General features: G+C 62.0%; 19 protein-coding genes. 7 read left to right on the plus strand and 12 right to left on the minus strand.

Features of this window, described 5'->3' with window-relative positions; translation table 11 throughout:
• Positions 1-28: 28 nt before the first annotated feature.
• The gene (locus tag J3P88_RS19430; protein WP_434571052.1) at positions 29-481 is read right to left on the minus strand and encodes a hypothetical protein; all 453 of its coding nucleotides are present in this window, start codon (positions 479-481) and stop codon (positions 29-31) included.
• A gap of 205 nt (positions 482-686) precedes the next feature.
• On the opposite strand from J3P88_RS19430, the gene J3P88_RS19435 reads away from it, so the two are divergent.
• Positions 687-986: a DUF1654 domain-containing protein gene (locus J3P88_RS19435; protein WP_186706627.1), complete on the plus strand. Its 300-nt coding sequence runs from the start codon at positions 687-689 to the stop codon at positions 984-986.
• 5 nt (positions 987-991) lie between these two features.
• Entirely contained in the window at positions 992-1681 is a 690-nt protein-coding gene (locus J3P88_RS19440; RefSeq protein ID WP_434571054.1) for an endonuclease, read from the plus strand.
• Between the two features lie 135 nt (positions 1682-1816).
• Here the strand turns inward: J3P88_RS19440 and J3P88_RS19445 are convergent, their stop codons facing one another.
• Positions 1817-2182 carry an SPOR domain-containing protein gene (locus J3P88_RS19445; RefSeq protein WP_186706625.1) on the minus strand — a complete coding sequence of 122 codons (366 nt, stop codon included), beginning with the start codon at positions 2180-2182 and terminating at the stop codon, positions 1817-1819.
• 247 nt (positions 2183-2429) lie between these two features.
• On the opposite strand from J3P88_RS19445, the gene csrA reads away from it, so the two are divergent.
• Positions 2430-2624, plus strand: coding sequence for a carbon storage regulator CsrA (csrA, locus tag J3P88_RS19450; RefSeq protein ID WP_003179932.1), 195 nt, complete (start codon positions 2430-2432; stop codon positions 2622-2624).
• Between the two features lie 193 nt (positions 2625-2817).
• Here csrA and J3P88_RS19455 read toward each other — a convergent pair whose 3' ends face one another.
• From J3P88_RS19455 to J3P88_RS19465, 3 genes are all read right to left on the minus strand, one after another.
• Positions 2818-3273 carry a DUF2214 family protein gene (locus J3P88_RS19455; RefSeq protein ID WP_186706624.1) on the minus strand — a complete coding sequence of 152 codons (456 nt, stop codon included), beginning with the start codon at positions 3271-3273 and terminating at the stop codon, positions 2818-2820.
• A 313-nt stretch (positions 3274-3586) separates the two neighbouring features.
• Positions 3587-4969, minus strand: a complete 1383-nt coding sequence (cysS, locus tag J3P88_RS19460) for a cysteine--tRNA ligase (protein WP_186730387.1) — start codon at positions 4967-4969, stop codon at positions 3587-3589.
• 21 nt (positions 4970-4990) lie between these two features.
• The gene (locus tag J3P88_RS19465) at positions 4991-6688 is read right to left on the minus strand and encodes a glutamine--tRNA ligase/YqeY domain fusion protein (protein ID WP_186730386.1); all 1698 of its coding nucleotides are present in this window, start codon (positions 6686-6688) and stop codon (positions 4991-4993) included.
• A gap of 248 nt (positions 6689-6936) precedes the next feature.
• On the opposite strand from J3P88_RS19465, the gene J3P88_RS19470 reads away from it, so the two are divergent.
• The gene (locus tag J3P88_RS19470; protein ID WP_053121103.1) at positions 6937-7440 is read left to right on the plus strand and encodes a peptidylprolyl isomerase; all 504 of its coding nucleotides are present in this window, start codon (positions 6937-6939) and stop codon (positions 7438-7440) included.
• Positions 7437-8186, plus strand: a complete 750-nt coding sequence (locus J3P88_RS19475; RefSeq protein WP_434571058.1) for a UDP-2,3-diacylglucosamine diphosphatase — start codon at positions 7437-7439, stop codon at positions 8184-8186. The genes J3P88_RS19470 and J3P88_RS19475 overlap by 4 nt, the downstream gene beginning before the upstream one ends.
• A 128-nt stretch (positions 8187-8314) precedes the next feature.
• On the opposite strand, the gene J3P88_RS19480 is transcribed toward J3P88_RS19475, so the two are convergent.
• The 7 genes from J3P88_RS19480 to J3P88_RS19510 all read right to left on the minus strand — a co-directional run bounded on the left by J3P88_RS19480 (position 8315) and on the right by J3P88_RS19510 (position 19546).
• Positions 8315-9844 carry a DHA2 family efflux MFS transporter permease subunit gene (locus tag J3P88_RS19480; protein WP_186706620.1) on the minus strand — a complete coding sequence of 510 codons (1530 nt, stop codon included), beginning with the start codon at positions 9842-9844 and terminating at the stop codon, positions 8315-8317.
• A 194-nt stretch (positions 9845-10038) separates the two neighbouring features.
• Positions 10039-11238, minus strand: a complete 1200-nt coding sequence (locus tag J3P88_RS19485) for an efflux RND transporter periplasmic adaptor subunit (protein WP_186730384.1) — start codon at positions 11236-11238, stop codon at positions 10039-10041.
• Between the two features lie 15 nt (positions 11239-11253).
• Positions 11254-12723, minus strand: coding sequence for an efflux transporter outer membrane subunit (locus tag J3P88_RS19490; protein WP_434571060.1), 1470 nt, complete (start codon positions 12721-12723; stop codon positions 11254-11256).
• On the minus strand, positions 12720-13193 hold the full coding sequence (locus J3P88_RS19495; protein ID WP_186706617.1) for a MarR family winged helix-turn-helix transcriptional regulator: 474 nt from the start codon (positions 13191-13193) through the stop codon (positions 12720-12722). Before J3P88_RS19495 ends, J3P88_RS19490 begins: the two co-directional genes overlap by 4 nt.
• Positions 13194-13425: 232 nt before the next feature.
• Positions 13426-17112, minus strand: a complete 3687-nt coding sequence (locus J3P88_RS19500; RefSeq protein ID WP_434571063.1) for a translocation/assembly module TamB domain-containing protein — start codon at positions 17110-17112, stop codon at positions 13426-13428.
• Positions 17109-18836 carry an autotransporter assembly complex protein TamA gene (locus tag J3P88_RS19505; RefSeq protein WP_434571065.1) on the minus strand — a complete coding sequence of 576 codons (1728 nt, stop codon included), beginning with the start codon at positions 18834-18836 and terminating at the stop codon, positions 17109-17111. The genes J3P88_RS19500 and J3P88_RS19505 overlap by 4 nt, the downstream gene beginning before the upstream one ends.
• A gap of 65 nt (positions 18837-18901) precedes the next feature.
• Complete coding sequence (locus J3P88_RS19510; RefSeq protein WP_186706615.1) at positions 18902-19546, minus strand: GNAT family N-acetyltransferase; 645 nt, start codon at positions 19544-19546, stop codon at positions 18902-18904.
• A 177-nt stretch (positions 19547-19723) separates the two neighbouring features.
• Here J3P88_RS19510 and xthA point away from each other — a divergent pair, with 177 nt between their 5' ends.
• Positions 19724-20536 (plus strand): exodeoxyribonuclease III, encoded by an 813-nt coding sequence (xthA, locus tag J3P88_RS19515; protein ID WP_434571067.1) that lies wholly within the window; start codon positions 19724-19726, stop codon positions 20534-20536.
• Positions 20537-20752: 216 nt separating this feature from the next.
• Positions 20753-22087: a substrate-binding domain-containing protein gene (locus J3P88_RS19520; protein ID WP_186706613.1), complete on the plus strand. Its 1335-nt coding sequence runs from the start codon at positions 20753-20755 to the stop codon at positions 22085-22087.
• Positions 22088-22276: the final 189 nt, after the last annotated feature.

The following is a 22276-nucleotide window of genomic DNA, read 5'->3' on the forward strand; positions in this document are numbered from 1 at the left end:
CGGCAACGTCGCCGCTCAACGCAGAGACTCAGGCCGTCGTGTTGACCACCGTACCCGAACCGGCGCCCTTGGCCAGTTCCGTGACCAAATGGCCGGTGACTTCCAGCAACGCGCCACTGGTATCGGCGATTTGCCCCTGGATCGCCATGACCGCCGAGGTCTTACCTTCCGGCGTCGGATAGTTGCGCGCCTGGGCGACGGCCAGTTGCTGTTGCTGCTCACGAAGCTGTTGCTGCAGCTCTTGCATCCGCTTGAGCAGCACCTGGACGGCAATGCTCTCGGTGCTACCACCCTCCTGCGCCTGGTCGGTTGCTTCGGCGCTGGCCCCCATGCCCGTGCGGACCTTGCCCGAGGCTCGCGTCGTACCCAAGGCCTCATCGGCGGCCTGGGCTTCTGCCTCGCTCAGCGCCGTCAGGGTGGCTGCGGATTTGCCGCCGATGGTCACGGCTGCCGCATTGGGAAAGCCGATGAAAAAGGCCATATCAAAACTCCATGAAGGGGGATTCCTACGAAGGACATCGCCCGCCGAAACATTTTCTTTAGCGCCCGCTGAGATCAATCGATAGCTTCGCCACCCTGAACGGGTGACACCTGTTTATGCAAGCCGAGAAAAAAATCCTTTCTCCTACACCAAAACGAAAAAAGTGCTGTCAGACGATCTTCTTGAATTTTAAGTAGTTGCGTAAATGCCTACGGTTAAATACTGTATGCCCGTACAGCTTAATAAGGATAATCCTGTGGCCACTCCCTCCGCTGCAACCACCCCCTTAGATTCCTATACGCGACTCGGCCTTCGGGTCTCGAAAATCATCAACGCCCCCACCGCGCAAAAAGCCAAGGCCGCACTGCTCTTCCGCCTTCCCGACGAGCCTGTGGATGAGTGGGAGCGCCTCCTGGAAGAAATCGACGAGAACGACAACGTGACCCTCGCCTATCGCGACGACGGTGGCGTGCAGGTTTTCTGGGTTGTGCCGAAGGAAGATTGAGCGTGATGAGTGTTCGCTGTTTAGCTTTACTGCTTGTGTTTATCGCCACGACCGCACAGGCCGGTGCCCCACGCACCTTCAACGAAGCCAAGAAAATCGCCTGGAAACTCTATGCCCCGCAATCCACGGAGTTCTATTGTGGCTGCAAATACACCGGCAACCGCGTGAACCTGGCCGCCTGCGGTTATGTACCGCGCAAGAATGCCAGCCGTGCCGCTCGTATCGAGTGGGAGCATATCGTTCCGGCGTGGCAGATCGGCCATCAGCGTCAATGCTGGCAAGCAGGCGGTCGCAAGAACTGCACCCGCTATGATCCGGTCTATCAACGGGCCGAGGCCGACCTGCACAACCTGGTGCCGAGCATCGGGGAAGTGAATGGCGACCGCAGCAATTTCAGTTTCGGCTGGCTGCCGGAGCAAAAGGGCCAATACGGCTCATGCCTGACCCAAGTGGACTTCAAGGCCAAGAAGGTCATGCCCCGCCCTTCCATCCGAGGGATGATCGCCCGGACCTATTTCTACATGAGCAAGCAATATGGCCTGCGCCTGTCGAAACAGGACCGGCGCCTGTATGAAGCCTGGGACAAGACCTACCCGGTCGAAAGCTGGGAACGCCAGCGCAACCAGAGCGTGGCGTGCGTCATGGGACGTGGGAACGATTTCGTGGGGCCGGTGGACATGAAGGCCTGCGGTTGACCTCCCCTTTGTAAACACCACAAACCCACTGTGGGAGCGAGCTTGCTCGCGATAGCGGAGTAACAGACAACAGTTTGTCGACTGATACACCGCTATCGCGAGCAGGCTCGCTCCCACAGGTTTTGTTCTGTCCGGTTATTGAGTGACCGGGTAATCCACCACCAACGCCTCGATGTTGCGTTTCTTCGCCCGGACCAACGCGGCCGTGACCTGTTCCTGCTTGGCTTTGGCTTCAGCCTCGGAGCTCAAAGGGCCGACCAGGACGCGTTCCTTGCCGTTTTCCCGCACCACGGTCGACATGAAGCTGTGCTCGATGAGCCAACCGGTCAGGTCGCTGACAGCCTGCGGTGTCTGCCCGCGAACCTCGACGGCCCACTGCGGTGCGGCAGCGGCGGCCGGTGCGGAGGTCACGGCGGGTTTCGGCTTCGGTGCCTCGACGTCACGCCCTTCCCCGCATCCTGCCAGTGCCAATACCGCAATTACCCAAGCCAATTTGCGCACAACGTTTCCCCTGGAAGACATGAGGCACGGATTTTAGCACCCGTGCCCATCTAGATCGCCGCAAACAATGCTCAAAACACGAGAATCCTGCCCGGCGTCTCTGTATAGTCGCACCCTGGGAATTAATGCAGCATCTGCACGTCAGAAAGAGGCACCCACATTGTGACACTTAGCACTAATCTATAAGCAGTACCGACAACTGCACTGTCTGAATCAGGTGCCCTATAAAGCAATCAAGGAGAACACCATGCTGATACTCACCCGCAAAGTCGGTGAAAGCATAAACATTGGTGACGACATCACGATCACCATTCTGGGCGTTAGCGGCCAACAGGTCCGGATCGGCATCAACGCCCCGAAGAACGTTGCGGTGCATCGCGAAGAGATTTATCAGCGCATTCAGGCCGGCCTCACCGCGCCCGACAAGCCGCAAACTCCCTGAGCCTTGCAAGCAGTCCGCAGCCAGCCCGTTTGCATCGTCGCAATGGCTGGCTAAAGATTCTGGTCGACCGCGCCGTACCCTGCCCTCCTCGCCTTCTTTCGTCCCGCCCGTGAACCGATACTAATGGCATGGCCTCTAGCATGGCTGTCAGACGTTTCGTTTTAATGATGACGAAGCAGGCGTTCGCGGCCGGTCAGCCCAGGCCCACGCCGCGCGCCATGCCTGTGGCGGCGACCACCATCAAGATCAGCAACAAGGCTTCGATGTGGCTGATCCGCGCAAGTCGGCCGGCTTTCGAAGGATCGATCGCCGTCCCTTTGCCCAGCGCCATCCGCCATTTGATCAGGGCGATCATCGGCACGATCTCCAGCAGCAGGATCAGCAGCAGCAAGGTCATCTTCAGGTGAAACAGCGGTTGGTGCAGATAATAGTCCGTGCCTTTTTCGAACCCGCCGAACGCTCGCATCCCACCGGTCACCAACAGCACCAGCGCCGACAAGCCCCACACGTTGTCGGCGACCAAGACACCCCGCACCGCATCCACGCCGCCCGCCAGGCGTCGTAGCGCCGTGCCGCGCGTCAGCACCGCCCAGAACCCGAGGGCGAACGCCAGCAAATGGATTGCCGCAAGCGACCAATGAGCCAACATGGAAGACTCCTGACAGAGAGAACGTCGAATCGACCTGACAGTACTAGCTCATAAAGCAATGATTGCCAGGGTTGGCATGCAAAAAACTGTGGGGGGTATCAGTGACAAAAATGCTGCCTGACACACCGCATTCGCGAGCAGGCTCGCTCCCACAGGGGATTTTTGGTGTATGCGATGGCAGTGAGCCGCGCAAAAAAATGTGGGAGCGGGCTTGCTCGCGAATGCGGTGTGTCAGTCAACAAATCATTAACTGAGGCACCGCATTCGCGAGCAAGCCCGCTCCCACAGGAGGGTATTGCAGGCTTTAAAGATCTTAGTCCGCCAGTCGCCAGGTCGTCCCGCCCTTCCCGTCTTCCAGCACCACGCCCATGGCGGTGAGCTGGTCGCGGATGCGGTCGGATTCGGCCCAGTCCTTGTTGGCCCGGGCGGTCAGGCGCGCCTGGATCAAGGCTTCGACCTCGGCGGCGTCCACCCGGCCTTCGGCGCCGGCCTGCAGGAAGTCATCGGCTTCGAGCTGCAACACACCCAGCACGCTGGCCAGTTCTTTCAGGCGGGCCGCGAGACCGGCCGCGGCATTGAGATCGCTCTCACGCAGGCGGTTGATCTCACGCACCATCTCGAACAGCACCGCGCAGGCTTCCGGCGTGCCGAAGTCGTCGTTCATCACTTCGGTGAAACGCGCCACGAACCCCTCGCCACCAGCAGGCGCCACGGCAGGCAGGCCCTTCAACGCGTGGTAGAAACGCTCCAGGGCACCCTTGGCGTCCTTGAGGTTATCTTCCGAGTAGTTGATGGCGCTGCGATAGTGGCTGGATACCAGCAGGTAACGCACGACTTCAGGGTGGTACTTGTCGAGCACGTCGCGGATGGTGAAGAAGTTGTTCAAGGACTTGGACATCTTCTCGCCATTGATGCGAATCATGCCGCAATGCATCCATGCGTTGGCGTACGTCTTGCCGGTGGCCGCTTCACTCTGGGCGATTTCGTTTTCGTGGTGCGGGAATTCCAGGTCGCTGCCGCCACCATGAATGTCGAAGGTCTCGCCCAGGCAGCAGGTGGACATCACCGAGCATTCGATATGCCAGCCCGGACGCCCGGCGCCCCATGGCGACTCCCAGCTCGGCTCGCCCGGCTTGGCGCCCTTCCACAGCACGAAGTCCAGCGGGTCTTGCTTCGACTCGTCGACTTCGATGCGTGCGCCGATGCGCAGGTCTTCGATCTTCTTGCGCGACAGCTTGCCGTAGCCCATGAACTTGGCGACGCGGTAGTACACGTCGCCATTGCCCGGTGCGTAGGCATAACCTTTGTCGATCAAGGTCTGGATCATCGCCAGCATGCCCGGGATGTGGTCCGTGGCACGGGGCTCCAGGTCCGGCTTGAGGATATTGAGGCGCGCCTCGTCCTCGTGCATGGCCTTGATCATGCGCTCGGTCAGCGCATCGTAAGGCTCGCCGTTTTCACGGGCACGGTTGATGATCTTGTCTTCGATGTCGGTGATGTTGCGCACGTAAGTCAGGTCGTAGCCACTGAAACGCAACCAGCGGGTCACCAGGTCGAAGGCGACCATGCTGCGACCATGGCCGATGTGGCAGTAGTCGTACACGGTCATGCCGCAGACGTACATGCGGACCTTGTTGCCATCCAGCGGCTTGAAGACTTCTTTGCTCTTGGTGAGCGTGTTGTAGATCGTAAGCACAGGGTTTCCCTTAAGACTTGATCACTGACCCCAGGAATCGCGCAAGGTCACGGTACGGTTGAATACCGGAGCACCGGGTTTCGAGTCCTTGATATCCGCGCAGAAGTAGCCTTCGCGCTCGAACTGGAAACGGTCTTCCGGCTGTGCGTTGCCCAGCGAAGGCTCGGCACGACAACCCGTAAGTACTTGCAGGGAGTCAGGGTTGATGTTGTCCAGGAAGCTGGCGCTGTCTTCGGCCTTCTCCGGGTTCGGCGAACGGAACAGGCGATCGTACAGGCGCACTTCGCACTCGACGCTGGCGGCGGCCGGCACCCAGTGGATCACGCCCTTGACCTTGCGACCTTCCGGGTTCTTGCCCAGGGTGTCGGGATCGTAGGAGCAACGCAGTTCGACGATGTTGCCGTCGGCGTCCTTGATGGCTTCGTCGGCGCGGATTACGTAGCTGCCACGCAGGCGCACTTCACCGGCAGGCTCCAGGCGCTTGTAGCCTTTTGGCGGCTCTTCCATGAAGTCGTCACGGTCGATGTAGATTTCCCGGGCGAATGGCAGGACGCGCACGCCCATGTCTTCTTTCGGGTGGCGCGGCAGCTCGAGGTTCTCGACCTGGCCTTCCGGGTAGTTGGTAATGACGACTTTCAGCGGACGCAGCACGCACATGGCGCGGGGGGCGCTGTGGTCCAGGTCGTCACGGATGCTGAATTCCAGCATGCCGAAGTCCACCACGCCGTCGGAACGGTTGGTGCCGACCATCTCGCAGAAATTGCGGATCGATTTGGGAGTGTAGCCGCGACGACGGAAGCCCGACAGCGTCGACATGCGCGGGTCGTCCCAGCCATTGACGTGCTTCTCGTCCACCAGTTGCTTGAGCTTGCGCTTGCTGGTGATGGTGTAGTTCAGGTTCAGGCGACTGAATTCGTACTGGCGCGGGGTGGCCGGCACCGGCAGGTGCTCGAGGAACCACTCGTACAACGGACGGTGGCTTTCGAACTCCAGGGTGCAGATCGAGTGAGTGATGCCTTCGATGGCATCCGACTGGCCATGGGTGAAGTCATAGTTGGGGTAGATGCACCATTTGTCGCCGGTCTGGTGGTGATGGGCGTGACGGATGCGGTACATGATCGGGTCGCGCAGGTTCATGTTCGGCGAGGCCATGTCGATCTTGGCACGCAACACCCGGGCACCGTCCGGGAACTCACCGGCGCGCATGCGGGCGAACAGGTCCAGGTTCTCTTCCACGCTGCGCTCACGGAACGGGCTGTTCTTGCCCGGCTCGGTCAGGCTGCCACGGTATTCCTTGGCCTGCTCGGGGGTCAGGTCGCACACGTAGGCGTTGCCGGATTTGATCAGCTCCACCGCCCAGTCGTGCAACTGGTCGAAATATTGCGAGGCGTAGCGCACCTCACCGGACCACTCGAAACCCAGCCACTTGACGTCGCTTTCGATCGCGTCGATGTATTCCTGGTCTTCCTTGGCCGGGTTGGTGTCGTCGAAACGCAGGTGCGTGACGCCGCCGAACTCCTGGGCCAGGCCGAAATTCACGCAGATCGACTTGGCGTGGCCGATGTGCAGGTAGCCGTTGGGTTCCGGTGGAAAACGCGTGACGATCTGTGTGTGCTTACCCGAGTCCAGGTCCGCCTGGATGATCGGGCGCAGGAAATTGACCGGCACGGCCGGGCCGGTCTTGGAATTCGAGGTAGGGTCGACAGTGGGCTTGCTCATAGGATCCTTGAACAGACAAGTGCGCGGCCGGGTGCGGCCTGATAAATCAAAGCCCGTATCATAGCCGATGCTGTCAAGCACCTGACAGGCCAGGCCGGCAAACGATTGAATTTAATCGACGGCCAGATGAAAAACAGCCTCGAATTTCGTGCCTGGCGCGCTAAACTGCCCAACCTGGCGATTGCAGCCGGACCGGTTGCGGGCGTTCGCGCCCCGAAACCCACGAATTTCTTGAAAGAGTAGTAATCATGACCCAAGTCAAACTGACCACCAACCATGGCGACATCGTCCTTGAACTGAACGCCGAGAAGGCTCCGATTACCGTTGCCAACTTCGTTGAATACGTCAAGGCTGGCCATTACGAGAACACCGTTTTCCACCGCGTGATCGGTAACTTCATGATTCAAGGCGGTGGTTTCGAGCCGGGCATGAAGGAAAAGAAAGACAAGCGCCCAAGCATCCAGAACGAAGCCGACAACGGTCTTTCCAACGACAAGTACACCGTCGCCATGGCCCGCACCATGGAACCGCATTCGGCCTCCGCGCAATTCTTCATCAACGTCGCCGACAACTCGTTCCTGAACCACAGTGGCAAGAACGTCCAGGGCTGGGGCTACGCGGTATTCGGTAAAGTCACCGCTGGCACCGACGTGGTCGACAAGATCAAGGGCGTCGCCACCACTTCCAAGGCTGGCCACCAGGACGTCCCGGCAGAAGACGTGATCATCGAGAAAGCCGAGATCATTGAGTGATACTGCTGATTTCAGACTTGCATCTGGAAGAGGAGCGCCCGGACATCACCCGGGCGTTTCTGGATTTACTGGCCACACGCGCCCGTTCGGCGCAAGCGTTGTACATCCTGGGCGACTTTTTCGAAGCCTGGATCGGCGACGATGCGATGACGCCCTTCCAGCGTTCCATCTGCCACGCCCTGCGCGAATTGAGCGACAGCGGCACGGCCATTTTCCTGATGCACGGCAATCGCGATTTCATGCTGGGGCAGGCCTTCTGCAAAGCGGCCGGCTGCACCCTGCTCAAGGACCCAAGCGTCGTGCAGTTCAATGGTGAGCCGGTGCTGCTGATGCACGGTGATAGCCTCTGCACCCGCGACGAAGGCTACATGAAGCTGCGGCGCTGGCTGCGCAACCCGGTCACGCTGTTCATCCTGCGTCACCTGCCGCTGGGCAGCCGCCAGAAACTGGCGCGCAAGCTGCGCAGCGAAAGCCGCACGCAAACACGCATGAAAGCCAATGACATCGTCGACGTCACGCCTGAAGAGATCCCACGGATCATGCAGCAATACGGCGTGAAGACCCTGGTCCACGGCCACACCCACCGCCCCGCCATCCACAAGTTGCAACTGGGCGAACACGCCGCCCGACGCATCGTGTTGGGGGATTGGGACAAGCAAGGCTGGGCGTTGCAGGTGGATGAACAGGGGTTTGCGTTGGCGCCGTTCGGGTTTGGTAATGCGCAGTTGGCATTGCCAGGAACCTGAAGCATACATAGATCCTGTGGGAGCGGGCTTGCTCGCGAAGGCGATGTGTCAGTCAACATAAAAAATGACTGTCATGCCCCTTTCGCGAGCAAGCCCGCTCCCACATTGGATTGCATCCAACCCTTGGATCAATGCCCTGCCGATGCAGGCCCAGCCTTCGCCGCGAACGGCGGTTTGGCCAGCCACACCAGCACGATCAACCCCATGAACGCCCACCCCAGCAACGTGAAGTAATCCACGGTGGAGAGCATGTACGCCTGGCTGTTGAGGATCTGGTCGAGCTGGGCATAGGCCGGCGCACTCGCGCCGCCGAGCTGGTTGAGGGCTTCGCGGGTGGTGGGCTCGAAGGTGCTGATGCTTTCGCTCAGGTAGGCGTGATGCTGGTCCGCCCGGCGGATCCAGATCCAGGTGGTCAACGAAGCGGCAAAGCTGCCGCCCAGGGTCCGCAGGAACGTCGCCAGCCCCGCGCCGTCGGCAATCTGGTGCGGCGGCAGGTCCGACATCAGGATGCTCAAGGTCGGCATGAAGAACAGCGCCACGCCAATCCCCATGAACAACTGCACCAGCGCAATGTGCTGGAAATCCACTTCGTTGGTGAAGCCGGCGCGCATGAAGCAGCTCAGGCCGATGGCCAGGAACGCCAGCCCGGCCAGCAAGCGCAGGTCGAACTTGTGGGCGTACTTGCCGACGAAAGGCGACATCAGCACCGGCAGGATGCCGATCGGCGCCACCGCCAGCCCGGCCCAGGTCGCGGTGTAGCCCATCTGCGTCTGCAACCATTGCGGCAGGATCAGGTTGATGCCGAAGAACCCGGCATAGCCGCCCACTAGCACAATGGTGCCGATGCGGAAGTTGCGATAAGCGAACAGCCGCAGGTTGACCACCGGATGACGATCGGTCATTTCCCAGATCACGAACACCGCCAGGGCAATGACTGAAATCAAGGCTCCGATGACGATGAAGTTCGACTCGAACCAGTCCAGGTCGTTGCCCTTGTCGAGGATCACCTGGAGTGCACCGACGCCGATGATCAACGTGATCAACCCGACGTAGTCCATCGGTTGATGACTGGTGACCACCGGCCGGGCCTTGAGCTGCTGGCGCACCACCATCACCGCAAAGATCCCAATCGGCACGTTGATGAAGAAGATCCACGGCCAGCTGTAGCTGTCGGTGATCCAGCCACCGAGGATCGGCCCGGCAATCGGCGCCACCACCGTGACCATCGCCAGCAGCGCCAGGGCCATGCCCCGCCTGGCCGGCGGGTATACGGCAATCAGCAGCGTCTGGGTCATCGGGTACAACGGCCCGGCCACCAGCCCCTGGACCACACGAAAGCCAATCAGCTCCGGCATCGAAGTGGAAATGCCACACAGGAACGAAGCGAGCACGAACAGCATCGTTGCCCACAAAAACAGCTTCACCTCGCCAAAGCGTCGGCTCAGCCAGCCGGTGAGCGGCAGGGCGATGGCGTTGCTCACCGCGAACGAGGTGATCACCCAGGTGCCCTGCTCCGAGCTGACGCCCAGGTTGCCGGAAATGGTCGGCAAGGCGACGTTGGCGATGGTGGTGTCGAGCACTTGCATGAACGTCGCCAGCGACAGCCCGATGGTGCTGAGCAACAGGCTGGGCGGCGTGAAGGACGCGTTATTGCTCATTGCGAGAATCCTATGAAGCGAAGGTGGCGAAATCCCTTGAGACGGCAAGCCCCCCCCTGTGGGAGCGGGCTTGCTCGCGAAGACGATTTCACATTCAACATCTGTGTTGGCTGATACTGCGCATTCGCGAGCAAGCCCGCTCCCACAGGTTTTTTTACCATCCTGCTAATGCACAGATCGCCCGCCAACAGTGGTCAGCGCTGCGCGGTCTTGCTCGCCGCGGCACTGTTGTCGTGGATCAGGCGAGTGATCATCGCGTCGGCATCGGCCAGTTGTCGGTCATAGACCTGGGTGCTGAACGAGGCTTTCTGCGGTGGTTGCTGGGCCAGCACCGGGCCGCTCTGGTCGTGCAGGTTGACGCTGACCTGGGTCGACAAGCCGACCCGCAGCGGATGCTTGGCCAGCTCCTGGGCATTGATGTGAATCCGCACAGGCACCCGCTGGACGATCTTGATCCAGTTACCGGTGGCGTTCTGCGCCGGCAGCAAGGCAAACGCGCTGCCGGTCCCGGCGCCCAGGCTGTCGATGGTGCCGCTGTACTTCACATCGCTGCCGTACAAGTCGGTTTCGATGTCCACTGGCTGGCCGATGCGCATGTCACGCAGTTGGGTTTCCTTGAAGTTGGCATCGATCCACAGTTGATCCAGCGGGATCACCGCCATCAGCGCCGTGCCCGGCTGCACCCGTTGCCCCAACTGCACGGTGCGCTTGGCGACATAGCCGGTGACTGGCGCGATCAAGGTGCTGCGGGCATTGGTCAGGAAGGCCTGGCGCAGTTGCGCGGCCGCGGCTTGCACATCGGGATGGGATGACACCACGGTATCGTCCACCAACGCGCTGGTCGTCTTGAGCTGTTGCCGGGCATTGGCCAGGGCGTTCTGCGCCGAGGTCAGGTCATCCCGGGCGTGGGACAGTTCTTCCTGGGAAATCGCCCCGCCGGCCGCCAGGTTCTTGCGTCGGCTGTAGTTTTCCTGGGCCTTCTGCACTTCGGCCTCTTGGGCATTGACCTGCGCCCGCATGCCGTCGACGTTGCTGTACAAGCCACGGACCTGGCGCACGGTCCGGGCCAGGTTGGCCTGGGCACTTTGCAGCCCGACTTCGGCATCGTTCGGATCGAATTGCACCAGCACCTGGCCTTCACGCACCAGGTCGCCGTCATCGGCACCGATGCTCACCACGGTCCCGGTGACTTGCGGAGTGATTTCCACCACGTTGCCATTCACATAGGCGTCGTCGGTGCTTTCGCTCCAGCGACCATACAGTTCATGCCAGCCCCACACCCCCAGGCCCGCGAGGATGACGATCAGCGTGAGTGCCAACAGCATGACCTTGCGCTTGCGTGGGTTGCCGCTGTCTTGGGTTTGTGCGGATTGAGTCGTTTCGGCAGTCGCCATGACAAGTACCTCGAATCAGTGGGTCGGCGTGGCAGGGGTCGGCGTGGCCGCCGCCAGGGTCTGGGCTTCGAAACCACCGCCCAGGGCCTGCATCAGTTGGATCGACAAATCGATCTGCTCGGCATTCAGGTTCGCCAGTTGGCGCTGGGCCTGGAGCAATTGCTGCTCGATGCTCAGCACGTCCAGGTAATTGCCGATGCCCGAGCCGTAGCGCTGGACCACGGTGTCGTAGGAGTTCTGCGCGATGTCGGTGGCATGTTGCTGGGCACCGATCTGGCGAGCGATGTCACGCAACTGGTTGATGGTGTCGCTGACATCGCCAAGGGCCGTGACCAGGCTCTTGTTGTACTGCGCCACCGCCAGGTCGTAATCGGCGTCCCGGGCATCCAGGTCCGCCCGCAAACGGCCGCCGTCGAAGATCGGCAGCGACACGGTGGGCGCCACGTTGAAGAAACGGCTGGGCGAACCGAACATCGCATCGCCCAGCAACGACTGCACTCCCGCCGCCGCGCTCAGGTTGAGGTTGGGATAGAACTGGGTCTTGCCAGCCTCGATGTTCTTGCTCGCCGCCTCCACCCGCCAGCGCGCCGCGACCAGGTCGGGACGGCGGCCCAGCAGCTCGGCCGGCAGGTTCGACGGCAAGGCGACCGCGCTGGCTTGCAGCACGTTCGGCCGGGCGATTTCGTTGCCGCGGTCCGGCCCCTTGCCCAGCAGCACGGCCAGGGCGATCTTGGCGCTCTGCAGGCGTTTCTCGGCGTCGATCAGGGTCGCATCGGCGCTGGCTTCCAGGCTTTCGGTTTGCTGGAACTGATATTCGCTGTCGATCCCGGCGCTGAGACGGCGCTTGCCCAGATCGAGCATTTGCCGGGTGCGCTTGAGGTCCTCGGCGGCCAAGTCATGAATGATGTGGGCCTGGCCCAGGTCGCTGTAGGCCCGGGCCACGTCGGCGGCCAGGGTCAGCTGCGCGGCCTGGCGATCGATCTCTGCGGCGCGGGCCTGGCCCAGGGCGGCTTCCCAGGCGGCACGCTGGCCACCCCAGAGGTCGAAATTGTAGTTGAAGTCCACGCTCAGCGAACGCAGGGTGCTGTAGGCCCCGCCCTGCCCTTGCGGGTCCTGGTCACGGGCCAGGCGCGAACGGCTGACGCTGCCGCTGGCATCCAGGGTCGGCAGGCGTGCGGCGTTGGCGGCATAGGCCGCGGCACTGGCCTGGTGGACCCGGGCGCTGGCGACTTGCATGTCCGGGCTGTCGCGCAAGGCTTCACGGATCAGACCGTCGAGTTGCGGGTCGCCGAGGCTTTTCCACCAATCGTTTTTCGGCCACGCGGCCGGCGACAGCGTGACCCCATTCAACGATTGTCCAGCCTGGAGACTCTTGGCCTCGAGGCTGACGCCTTCGGTCTTCAAGCCACTGTAGCTGGCACAACCGGCGAGGCTCATGGCCAACAGCACCAGGCTCAAGCGGGTACGCAAGGTTTGACGTTTCATTTCTCCCCCAATCGCAACACGGTGATGGGATCACCGGCGGCGAGCAGTATTTTCTTGAGGATGTCTTCGAGGGTTTGCAGCTCCTCGCGGCTGATGGCACCGGCCAATTGATTCATGGCGTCGGCACCAATGAACGGCAGGCGATCGGCGAGGGCCTGGCCAGCTTCGGTCAACACCAATTGCACCTGGCGCCGATCCTCTGCCGAGCGCTGGCGGACCAGGAAACCTTTCTGCTCCAGGCGATCGAGCATGCGCGTCATCGAGCCGCTGTCCAGGGACAGGTAGCGACACAGCTCGACCGGCGTGTCGATGCCGTGCTGGGCCATGATGATCAACACCTTGAACTGCGCGGCGGTGATGCCGACGGGTTCCATGTGGGTGTCGATGATCCGGTCCTTGAGCAGCGCGGCGCGGCCGAGCAGCATGCCGAGGTGGCAATTGTGAAATTCGTCAGGGGTGAAATGCTTCATCCGGGCACCGTTTGCTGCCTAGGCAGTGAATGTATGTCGAAATATTACTGCTTAGGCAGCAAATGTCAAACAAATCGTTAGCGTGCTATTCACCAACAGACGAAACGCAGACAAACCTGTGGGAGCGGGCTTGCTCGCGAATGCGGCGTGTCAGTCAACAAATCGCTAACTGATACACCGCATTCGCGAGCAAGCCCGCTCCCACATTGGACGTTGGGGATTCAGGAAGAGGTTAGAAATCGCGCTTGTAGAAGATATCCAGCGAGCTGGCGACGCCGCTGGCGGCTTCGAGGTAGACCTTCTTGCTGAGCTTGTAGCGCAGGGCGATGGTGTTGGCCGGTTCGAACACGCCGACGCCGTAGCGCAGGCTGAGCTTTTCCGAGAGATTGCCACTGGCGACCACGCTGGTGGTATTGCCGCTGCCCTGGGTGTCGAGCTGGAAATCATCGATGCCCAGGTTATTGGCCAGGCTGCTGGTCACCCCCGAACTGCCCATCAACCCCAGGCCCAAGGCGGCCTGGGCGAGCATGTTGTTGTCCTCGCCCGTGGTGCTCAGCGGTCGGCCCAGCACCAGATAGGACAATGCCTGCTCCTGGCTCATGGCCGGTTCGGAAAAGATTTGCGTGGTCGGTTGCTCGGCGCTGCCGCTCAAGCGAATGCCGGCAATCACGTCGTCGGTCTGGCGGATGGCTTCGATGTCCAGGTAGGGCTGGTCGATGGGTCCGGCGAACAGCAGCCGTGCCCGACGCACCGTCAGTCGTTGCCCGTAGGCACGATAGCGGCCATCGTTGAGCCACAGTTCACCGCGGGTGTCCATGTTGTCGCCGATGTGCACCTGGCCCTGGACGTTGGCCGTCAGGCCGAAACCCGAGAATGCGAGTTTGTCCTGGCCGACGATCACGTCGATGTCCATCGCCATGGCCAGCGGCGCCTTGCCCTCTTCGGTCTGGTGGCCGACGATCACCGTATCATCCGAGACCTTGACGGTGGACGGTGGCAGTTCGCGAACAGTGATCTCGCCTTTGGGCACCAGGACCTTGCCGGCAATGGAAAGCTGCTCGCCCTGCATCGTGATGTTCAGGTCCGGCGCCACGTCGAGCACCGCATAAGGCTCAACGGTGACCGGTAGTTGCGAGCCCTTGAGGGCCAGGTTCATGGACAGGGCCTCGCCCCAGCCGATGGTTCCGGTCAGGCTGCCCTGCCCGCGCTTGCCACTTTTCCAGTCGCCGTCGAGCCGTACCGTTTCGCCGACGATCATTGCCCGCACTTGCAAGGCTTCGAGGCTGACCGGCAGCTCCGGCCCGGAGACTTCGCCGTCGCTGAGCACCAGGTTGCCGTTGACCTGGGGCGCGAGCAAACCACCGGATAATGTCCCGCTGCCGTTCAGGTGACCGGTGAGGGTTTCCACCATCGGCACGAACGGCCGGGCCACGGACAAGTCCAGGCCGGTCAGGCGGAATGAGCCGCTCAAGGGCTTGCTCGCCAGCAGCGGGTTGATTTGCGCCTGGAGCATCAGTTCGCCGAGCCTGGCACCGACGAAATTCAGGTCGGTGTCGATGCGCTTGGGGGTCAGGCGGCTGTTGAGCGTCAGGGTCTGGTACGGGAAGTCCAGCCATCGCGGTTTATCACTCGCCTTATCCCGAATCCGCAAGGTGCCGCCACTGGCATCCACCAGGATGCGGCCATTCGGGCCGCTGGCCGGCAGGTCCAATTGCAGGTCCGCGTTGAGCCGGCCCTGCCAGGCAAAATCCTTGGGCATCCACTGGGCCAGGCTTTCGATGGGGAATTGCTTGAGGTGATAGCGCAGCTTTGGCTCCGGCATCAGCCGTTGGTCTTCACCGCACAGGCTGGCTTCACCGGAACGCCAGCAATGGGCGCCGACGTTGAGCGTGCCATCGGCCAGGCGCTCGAGTTTCGCTGGGGCTTGCAGGCGCCAGGCTTGACCGCCGGCCTGCACCTCGCCGCTGGCCAGGCGCCCGCGCCAACTGCCCTGGTCGAGGGCGCCGTCGAGTGCCAGGGTCGTGTCGAGCTGCGGCCCCTGCAAATCCAGGTTCAGTGATTGCCGCTTGATGTCGCCCTGCCCGCTGACGGTCAGCACGCCTAACGACGTTTCGCCGGCGCGGATGCCACTGGCCTTGAGGTCGAGCTTGCCGCGCTGGGCGCTGTCGAGGGTCGCAGCGAGGTTCAGGCTTTGCAGGCGATTGTCCTGCAACGCCAACTGCGTGCCTTGCAGGCCGAGCTTGCCTTGGGGCGCCTTGAGCGTGCCGGCCATGTCGACCCGGCCGACCACTTGGCCGCGCAGTTGCGGCCAGAGCTGGGCCAGGCGCGAGAGCTTGATGTCGATCTGGCCGGTGATTTTCTGTTGCAGGCTGGCGCTGCCGTTGATGCGGTTGTCTCCGAGGCGGATATCCAGCGCGCTGAGGTTCCACTGCTCGCCGGCACCGCTGGCCTTGGCCTGGAATTGCGCCGGTTGGCCGCGCAGCTTGCCCTTGAGGTCCAGGTCCGCGTCAAGGTCGAGGCGGTCGTTTTTCATTGCCCCTTTGCTGCGCAACGGCCCGGCCAGGGTCCCGGGCAGTTCGCCCAGCCAGTACGCCGGGTTGATGGCCGACAGTTGCAGCGCCGTGTCCCAGGCAATGCCGTCGGCAAATTGCAGGCTCAGGTGCCCTTCGGCCTTGCCCTGCCCCGCGGCGAGCTTGAGCTGTGGCAGATGAATTTGCGTCAGGTCGCCGCTGAAGGGGCTGTCCAGGCTGAAGGCTCCGGCCGGTCCGTCCAGGGCGGCCTGGAAGTTGCCCAGGTATTGACCATCGGTGTATGAGACTTCGCCATTGAAGCTGCGCAAGGTCACCTGCGGCTCGTCGATCAGCGGATAAAGGCGATGCCAGGGGAAATCCAGCCAGGCGACTTTCGCCTCGGCGCTCAGGCCTTCGCGCCAGTCCAACTGCCCGTTGAGCTTCAGGCTTTGCTGATCGCCAGCGTCCAGGTCCAAACCGGCGATGTGTGCGCCATTGGCGTTCACGGTGCCTTGTAGCAGCAACGCCACCGGTCCTTTCTCGGCCGGCAGGGTCGCCTTGCCGAGCAGTTGGTAGCCGTTTTTCAGATCGCCTGCGCCGGTCAATTCCAGCTGGTTGAGCAACAAGGTGTCGGGCAGATCGCCGCTGGCCTTGAAGCCGTCGGCAGTGATGCGCACCTTGGCCGGCAGGTTGTCCGCCAACGGTTGCAGCTCACCGGTCAACTGGCCTTGCAGGTAGCCGCTGCTGTCGGCCTTGAGGTTGAGGGTCTTGAGCAGGTTACCGTCGACTTTCAGCTCCAGGGCCCAGGGCGCCGCACCTGGCGCCGGCAAGGTCAATCGGCCTTCGGCGGTCAATGGCCAGTCGCCGCCCGGCTTCAACAAGCCGGACAGCTGCAGGCCCAGCGCGTCGCGCTGTAATTGCACCGAATCGATCTGCAGGCCCTCGGCGGTCCAATGGGCAACCAATTGCAAGCCCTTGAGCTGCTCGCTGCCGTTGAACGACAGGCTGCCGACTTGCACATCGCCCAGTTCGATCGCGAGCGGCAAGTCCAGGTCCGGCAAGCTGATCGGGCCGCTGCTTGGCTCATCGGCCGAGGCTGGCAATTGCAACGCGATCTGGTCGGCCTTGAGCTGCTCGATGCACAGGGTCATGCGCACCAGGCACAGCGGCGACCAGGCGAATATCAACCGATCCACCTCCACCCGACTGTCGCCCTGCTGCCACAGCAGCCGATCGGCGCTCCACTGTCCGCCCAGTCGGCCCTGGAAATTCTCCACGCTCAGCCCAGGCACCAGGCCAAGGGCCCAGCGGCTGCCAAAGGCCGTGCCCAGCGCCACGCTCAAGGCCAGCACGACCGCCAGCAATACCCCGGCGAGCGCCAGCAGCGTTGTCTTCAAACCACGCGTCACAGCTCAGGCCCCATGGAAAAGTGCAATCGAATGCCGCCCTCGTCGTCCATCGCATGGGCCAGGTCCAGGCGGATCGGCCCAACCGGCGACACCCAACGCACGCCAACACCCACGCCGGTCTTCAGGCTCGGCAGCTCCAGGCTATTAAAGGAGTTGCCCTGGTCGATAAACGTCGCCACCCGCCATTTTTCCGCGATGGAATATTGATACTCCAGGCTGCCGGCGACCATATAGCGACCACCGATACGGTCGCCCTCGGAGTTCTCCGGAGACAGGCTCTGGTAGTCGTAACCGCGCACGCTCTGGTCGCCACCGGCGAAGAAGCGCAGGGACGGCGGAATGGATTTATAGCCATTGGTGGCGCTCCCGCCGATCTGCGCCCGAGCCAGCAGCCGATGCTTGTCGAACACGGTGGTCAGGCCCTTGACCATGGCGGTGCCGTATAACAGGTTGTTGTCCGAACCCAGGCCTTCCTTGGCGACCTTGGTGTCGAACTGCAAACGGTAGCCGTTGTGCGGGTCGATGCGGTTGTCGCTGCGCAGGTAGGAATAACTCACGCCGGGCATCAACAACGTGCTCAGGCCCGCATCGTCGCCGAGGCGGTACTCCTCGCGCTGCCACTTGAGCGACACCACCCGCTGCCAGCCACTGGGCAACTTGCTGTGCCATTCCGGGCCCACGGTGAGCAGTTTGCTTAGGCTGTCGGTGCCGGCCAGTTCTTCATATTGATAACCGCCGGCGTAGCGCATCTTGTCGGTCAGCGGCGGGTCCAGCGGCACGTCGTACCACAGGCCGACGTTCTGCCGGGGCGCCGACACTTCCGCTTCCCAGCCATAACTGTGGCCCTGGGGGTTGACCCAGTGACGCGTCCAGTTGGCTTTGGCCCGGGGACCGACGTCGGTGGAAAAGCCCAGGCCCAGGCCCATGGTGCGCGGCTTGCGCGTGTCGAGCTTGACCGCCACCGGAATCACGTTATCGGTGGCAGCGGTGGGCGCGGCATCGACGCGCACGCCTTCGAAATAACCGCTCGATTGCAGGGCCTGGTTGAGTTCTGCGATGAGTTCGGAATCGTACGCCGTGCCGGCCTTGAACGGCACCATGCGTTGCAGCAAGTCTTCGTCGAACGGCGTGTCGCCCTCGAAGCTGACCGGACCCAAGGCATAACGCGGGCCGCTGTCGTAGACCAGCTCGATGTCGGCGAGGCCCGCCTGGGGGTCTACCAGGAGTTTCTGCTGGGTAAAGCGCCCACTGAAATAGCCATAGCGCGAGGCCTGGTTCTGGATGACCCGCTTGGCGTCTTCGTAACGACCATGGTTGAGCACCGCGCCGGGTTTCAGGCCGGCGTTGCCGGGTACGCGAAAAGCCTTGAGCGAAGCCGCCGGGCCATCGATGCGCACAGTGACATTGCGCAAGTGCACCGGCTCGCCGGGGTCGATGGTCAGCACCAGGCGCGGGTCCTTGCCGCCCTTGACCTCACTGTCGATTTGCGGCTGGTAGTAGCCCAGCGCCTGGGCGGCCTTGCGCGCCTGTTCCTCGGCGCCGCGACTGAAGCGCAGCAAGGCCTCCTCGTCACGATCACCCAAGCCACCGATGTAACCTTCTACGTTGGCCTTGAGTTCGTCGTTGGACGGCTGGACGCGTACTTCCAATTCACTTTTTGCCAGGGCCGCGCAGCTGAGGGACAGCAAGAGCGCACCACTGATCATTCTTCCTGAGCGGTTCATGGCGCGGATGCTATCACGAGCGTAGGTGCCTGATAGAGCCGGACATTTCCTAAAAGTTCGCCCGACTATGCCGTTGCGCTTTGCAGAACCTGCGGGTTGGCGTGGAAGAACACATGCTCGCGGATCGGTCCTACCGCCACTTCCCCGATTTCCTCGTAACCCTGGCGTTTATAAAACTCCAGGTAACGCGGGTTACCAGTGTCCAGCACCACGCCCCGGGAATGTTCGTCCACCGCACACCAGTTATGCACCGCCGTGAGCAACTGTTCGCCGAAATGCTTGCCCTGGAACTGTGGGTGCACCCCCAGCAGCGGCAGTACATGGACCGCATCGGACGGCAGGCAGGCCAGCACCGCTGCGTGATAGTCCAAGTAGCGCCTTGTGCAACGAAAACCAGTGCTCAAGACCATGCGCAGGCGCCAGGCCCAGCTTTCGGTGATGCCCAGGCGCCGTTGTGGCGGGGCGATCAGGGCGATGCCGATCAGGCGGTCGTTGACCAGCAGGCCGATGGCCGGCAGGTCCTGGAGAAAATGCTGCTTGACCAGCTCACGCACCGTGGCCCGTACCCGCTGTTCATAACCGGGACGCTCGGATTCGAACAGGTAGCTGAAGGTCGGCTCATGGCGATAGGCCTGGTACAGCAACGAACGGGCTTCACGGGAATAACCACTGTCGAGCATATGGACGTCGGCGATGGCGGTTTCAGGCATGGCGTTGGATCTCCTGGGGCGAGGCTCGGTAAGGCCCTGCTCTTATTGAGTACGAACTCGATAGGGTCGTGATCGTTCCTACATGCAAAGGACATTAGCAGCGCATTTGTCCTACTGCCACGCTGGCTCCCTTCCCACATGTCAGCTAGCATCGCAGTTTTGCCAGGACAGCCGACCATGAAGATCGTCTCCTTCAACATCAACGGGCTGCGCGCCCGCCCCCATCAGCTGGCGGCGCTGATCGAGAAGCACCAGCCGGATGTGATCGGGCTGCAGGAAACCAAGGTCCACGATGAACAGTTTCCCCTGGCCGAAGTGCAGGCCCTGGGTTACCACGTGCATTACCACGGACAAAAAGGCCACTACGGCGTCGCCCTGCTCTCCCGCCAGGCACCGCTGAGCCTGTACAAAGGCTTCGAAGGTGACGACGAAGACGCCCAGCGGCGCTTCATCTGGGGCACCTTCGCCGATGCCAACGGCGTGCCGGTGACCATCATGAACGGCTATTTCCCACAGGGTGAAAGCCGCGACCACCCGACCAAATTCCCGGCCAAGGAACGCTTCTACAACGATCTGCAGCATCTACTGGAAAGCCGCTTCAGCAACGACCAGCCGGTGGTGGTAATGGGTGACGTGAACATTTCCCCGGAAGACTGCGACATCGGCATCGGCCCGGACAACATGAAGCGCTGGCTGAAGACCGGCAAATGCAGCTTCCTGCCGGAAGAGCGCGAATGGATGGCCCGCCTGAAGAACTGGGGCCTGGTGGACAGCTTCCGCCACCTGAACCCGGACGTCACCGACCGCTTCAGCTGGTTCGACTACCGCAGCCGCGGTTTCGAGGACGAGCCCAAGCGCGGCCTGCGCATCGACCTGATCCTCACCTCCCACGGCCTGCTGCCACGGGTCAAGGATGCCGGTGTGGACTATGAGCTGCGGGGCATGGAAAAACCGTCGGACCATGCGCCGATCTGGTTGCAGTTGGGCTAAGTCCGAAGCATCCACATCCCCCTGTGGGAGCGGGCTTGCTCGCGAAGGCGTCGGCACATTCAACATTTACGTCGATTGACACACCGCTTTCGCGAGCAAGCCCGCTCCCACAGGAGATTTGTGGTGAGTCGGGCTAACAGGTAGCACCCCTGTCACCTTTCAGTAACCTGACTGACTTAATCTTCCGGCACTTCCTCGGGTTCAGCAGGTGTCGGCATGCGGCTGTGTGTTGTCTTTTTCATGGGCCTCTGGCTGCCGTTCGTGGCATGGGCCGGCAATTTGCCCATTCCCGAACACGGCCCAGCCTTGCGCCTGCAGGGTTCCAATACCATCGGTGCGGCGCTGGGACCGGCGCTGGTCAGGGGATTGATGGAGGACCAGGGGCTACTCAGGGTCAGCAGCGAAATCACAGGGCGCGACAATGAGCAGCGCATCGTCGGCCAGACTGCCGATGGCCGGCGGGTGCAGGTCGATATCGCGGCCCACGGCTCCAGCACCGGCTTTGCTGCCCTCAAACAGGCCAGCACCGACCTGGCGGCATCCTCCCGGCCGATCAAGGACAGCGAACTGAAGGACTTGTCGTCCCTGGGCGACCTGAAAAGTCCTGCCGCCGAACAAGTCATCGCCATCGATGGCCTGGCGATCATCCTTCATCCCCACAACCCACTGCGCCAGCTCGATACCGTACAGCTGGCTCGAATATTCAGCGGCGAGGCAAAAACCTGGGAAGCCGTCGGTGGCACGGGCGGGCCGATTCATCTGTACGCCCGGGATGAGCAGTCCGGCACCTACGACACCTTCAAGGAACTGGTCCTTAGCCGACAGGGAAAACGGCTGGATCCTACAGCGCGACGCTTCGAATCCAGCGAACAGTTGTCCGACGCGGTCAGCCAGGACCCGCAAGGCATCGGTTTCATCGGTTTGCCCTACGTGCGCCAGGCCAAGGCGCTGGCCATTGTCGACGGCGCATCCCAGCCCATGCTGCCGCTTAACCACCTGATCGCCACCGAGGACTACCCGCTTTCCCGGCGCCTGTTCTTCTATCTGCCACCCTGGGGCACCAACCCCTGGGCCGAAGCGTTGGTGGCGTTTACCCAAAGCGACAAAGGCCAGGCCATCGTCGCCGCCAACGGTTTCATCGCCCAGACCGTCCAAGCCATGGCCGTCGCACCGAATGCACTGATGCCCGAGGGCTACCAGGCCCTGAGCCGCCATGCCCAACGCTTGACCGTGAATTTTCGTTTCGAAGAAGGCAGCGCCAGCCTGGACAACAAGGCCCACCAGGACCTGGGGCGCGTGCTCGACTATATAAAGCAGCATGGAAAAGCCGACCGACGCGTGACCCTGGTGGGTTTTGGCGACGCCAAGGACGACCCGGCCCGGGCCGACCTGTTGTCCAAACTGCGGGCCATGGCGGTGCGACGGGAACTGGTCAAATACGGCGTGGCGCTACGGGAAGTGCGAGGGTTCGGGGCCTTGATGCCAGTGGCGGCCAACAGCGAGGATGAAGGCAGGGTTCGGAATCGGCGGGTGGAGGTTTGGGTTTACTAGCAACGACGCCATCAAACGCCTAACTCGCTCTTGTGGCGAGGGAGCTTGCTCCCGCTGGGTGGCGCAGCCGCCCCAAGCATTGTGTGTCGAACCAAAAACCTGGGCCTGCTACGCAGTCCAGCGGGAGCAAGCTCCCTCGCCACAAAAGCTTTATGTTTATCGCATTAATCTCGGCGTAAGACCGAACGA

Source organism: Pseudomonas sp. Z3-6 (assembly GCF_051131985.1).
GTDB classification, from domain to species: Bacteria; Pseudomonadota; Gammaproteobacteria; order Pseudomonadales; family Pseudomonadaceae; genus Aquipseudomonas; species Aquipseudomonas zanjanensis.

Coding starts and splice junctions, on each gene's coding strand:
- J3P88_RS19520 (WP_186706613.1), top strand. CDS start 20,753: ATGCGGCTGTGTGTTGTCTTTTTCATGGGCCTCTGGCTGCCGTTCGTG.
- J3P88_RS19440 (WP_434571054.1), top strand. CDS start 992: ATGAGTGTTCGCTGTTTAGCTTTACTGCTTGTGTTTATCGCCACGACC.
- J3P88_RS19470 (WP_053121103.1), top strand. CDS start 6,937: ATGACCCAAGTCAAACTGACCACCAACCATGGCGACATCGTCCTTGAA.
- J3P88_RS19505 (WP_434571065.1), bottom strand. CDS start 18,836: ATGAACCGCTCAGGAAGAATGATCAGTGGTGCGCTCTTGCTGTCCCTC.
- J3P88_RS19485 (WP_186730384.1), bottom strand. CDS start 11,238: ATGGCGACTGCCGAAACGACTCAATCCGCACAAACCCAAGACAGCGGC.
- csrA (WP_003179932.1), top strand. CDS start 2,430: ATGCTGATACTCACCCGCAAAGTCGGTGAAAGCATAAACATTGGTGAC.
- J3P88_RS19480 (WP_186706620.1), bottom strand. CDS start 9,844: ATGAGCAATAACGCGTCCTTCACGCCGCCCAGCCTGTTGCTCAGCACC.
- J3P88_RS19510 (WP_186706615.1), bottom strand. CDS start 19,546: ATGCCTGAAACCGCCATCGCCGACGTCCATATGCTCGACAGTGGTTAT.
- J3P88_RS19490 (WP_434571060.1), bottom strand. CDS start 12,723: ATGAAACGTCAAACCTTGCGTACCCGCTTGAGCCTGGTGCTGTTGGCC.
- J3P88_RS19430 (WP_434571052.1), bottom strand. CDS start 481: ATGGCCTTTTTCATCGGCTTTCCCAATGCGGCAGCCGTGACCATCGGC.
- J3P88_RS19455 (WP_186706624.1), bottom strand. CDS start 3,273: ATGTTGGCTCATTGGTCGCTTGCGGCAATCCATTTGCTGGCGTTCGCC.
- J3P88_RS19435 (WP_186706627.1), top strand. CDS start 687: ATGCCTACGGTTAAATACTGTATGCCCGTACAGCTTAATAAGGATAAT.
- J3P88_RS19465 (WP_186730386.1), bottom strand. CDS start 6,688: ATGAGCAAGCCCACTGTCGACCCTACCTCGAATTCCAAGACCGGCCCG.
- J3P88_RS19495 (WP_186706617.1), bottom strand. CDS start 13,193: ATGAAGCATTTCACCCCTGACGAATTTCACAATTGCCACCTCGGCATG.
- xthA (WP_434571067.1), top strand. CDS start 19,724: ATGAAGATCGTCTCCTTCAACATCAACGGGCTGCGCGCCCGCCCCCAT.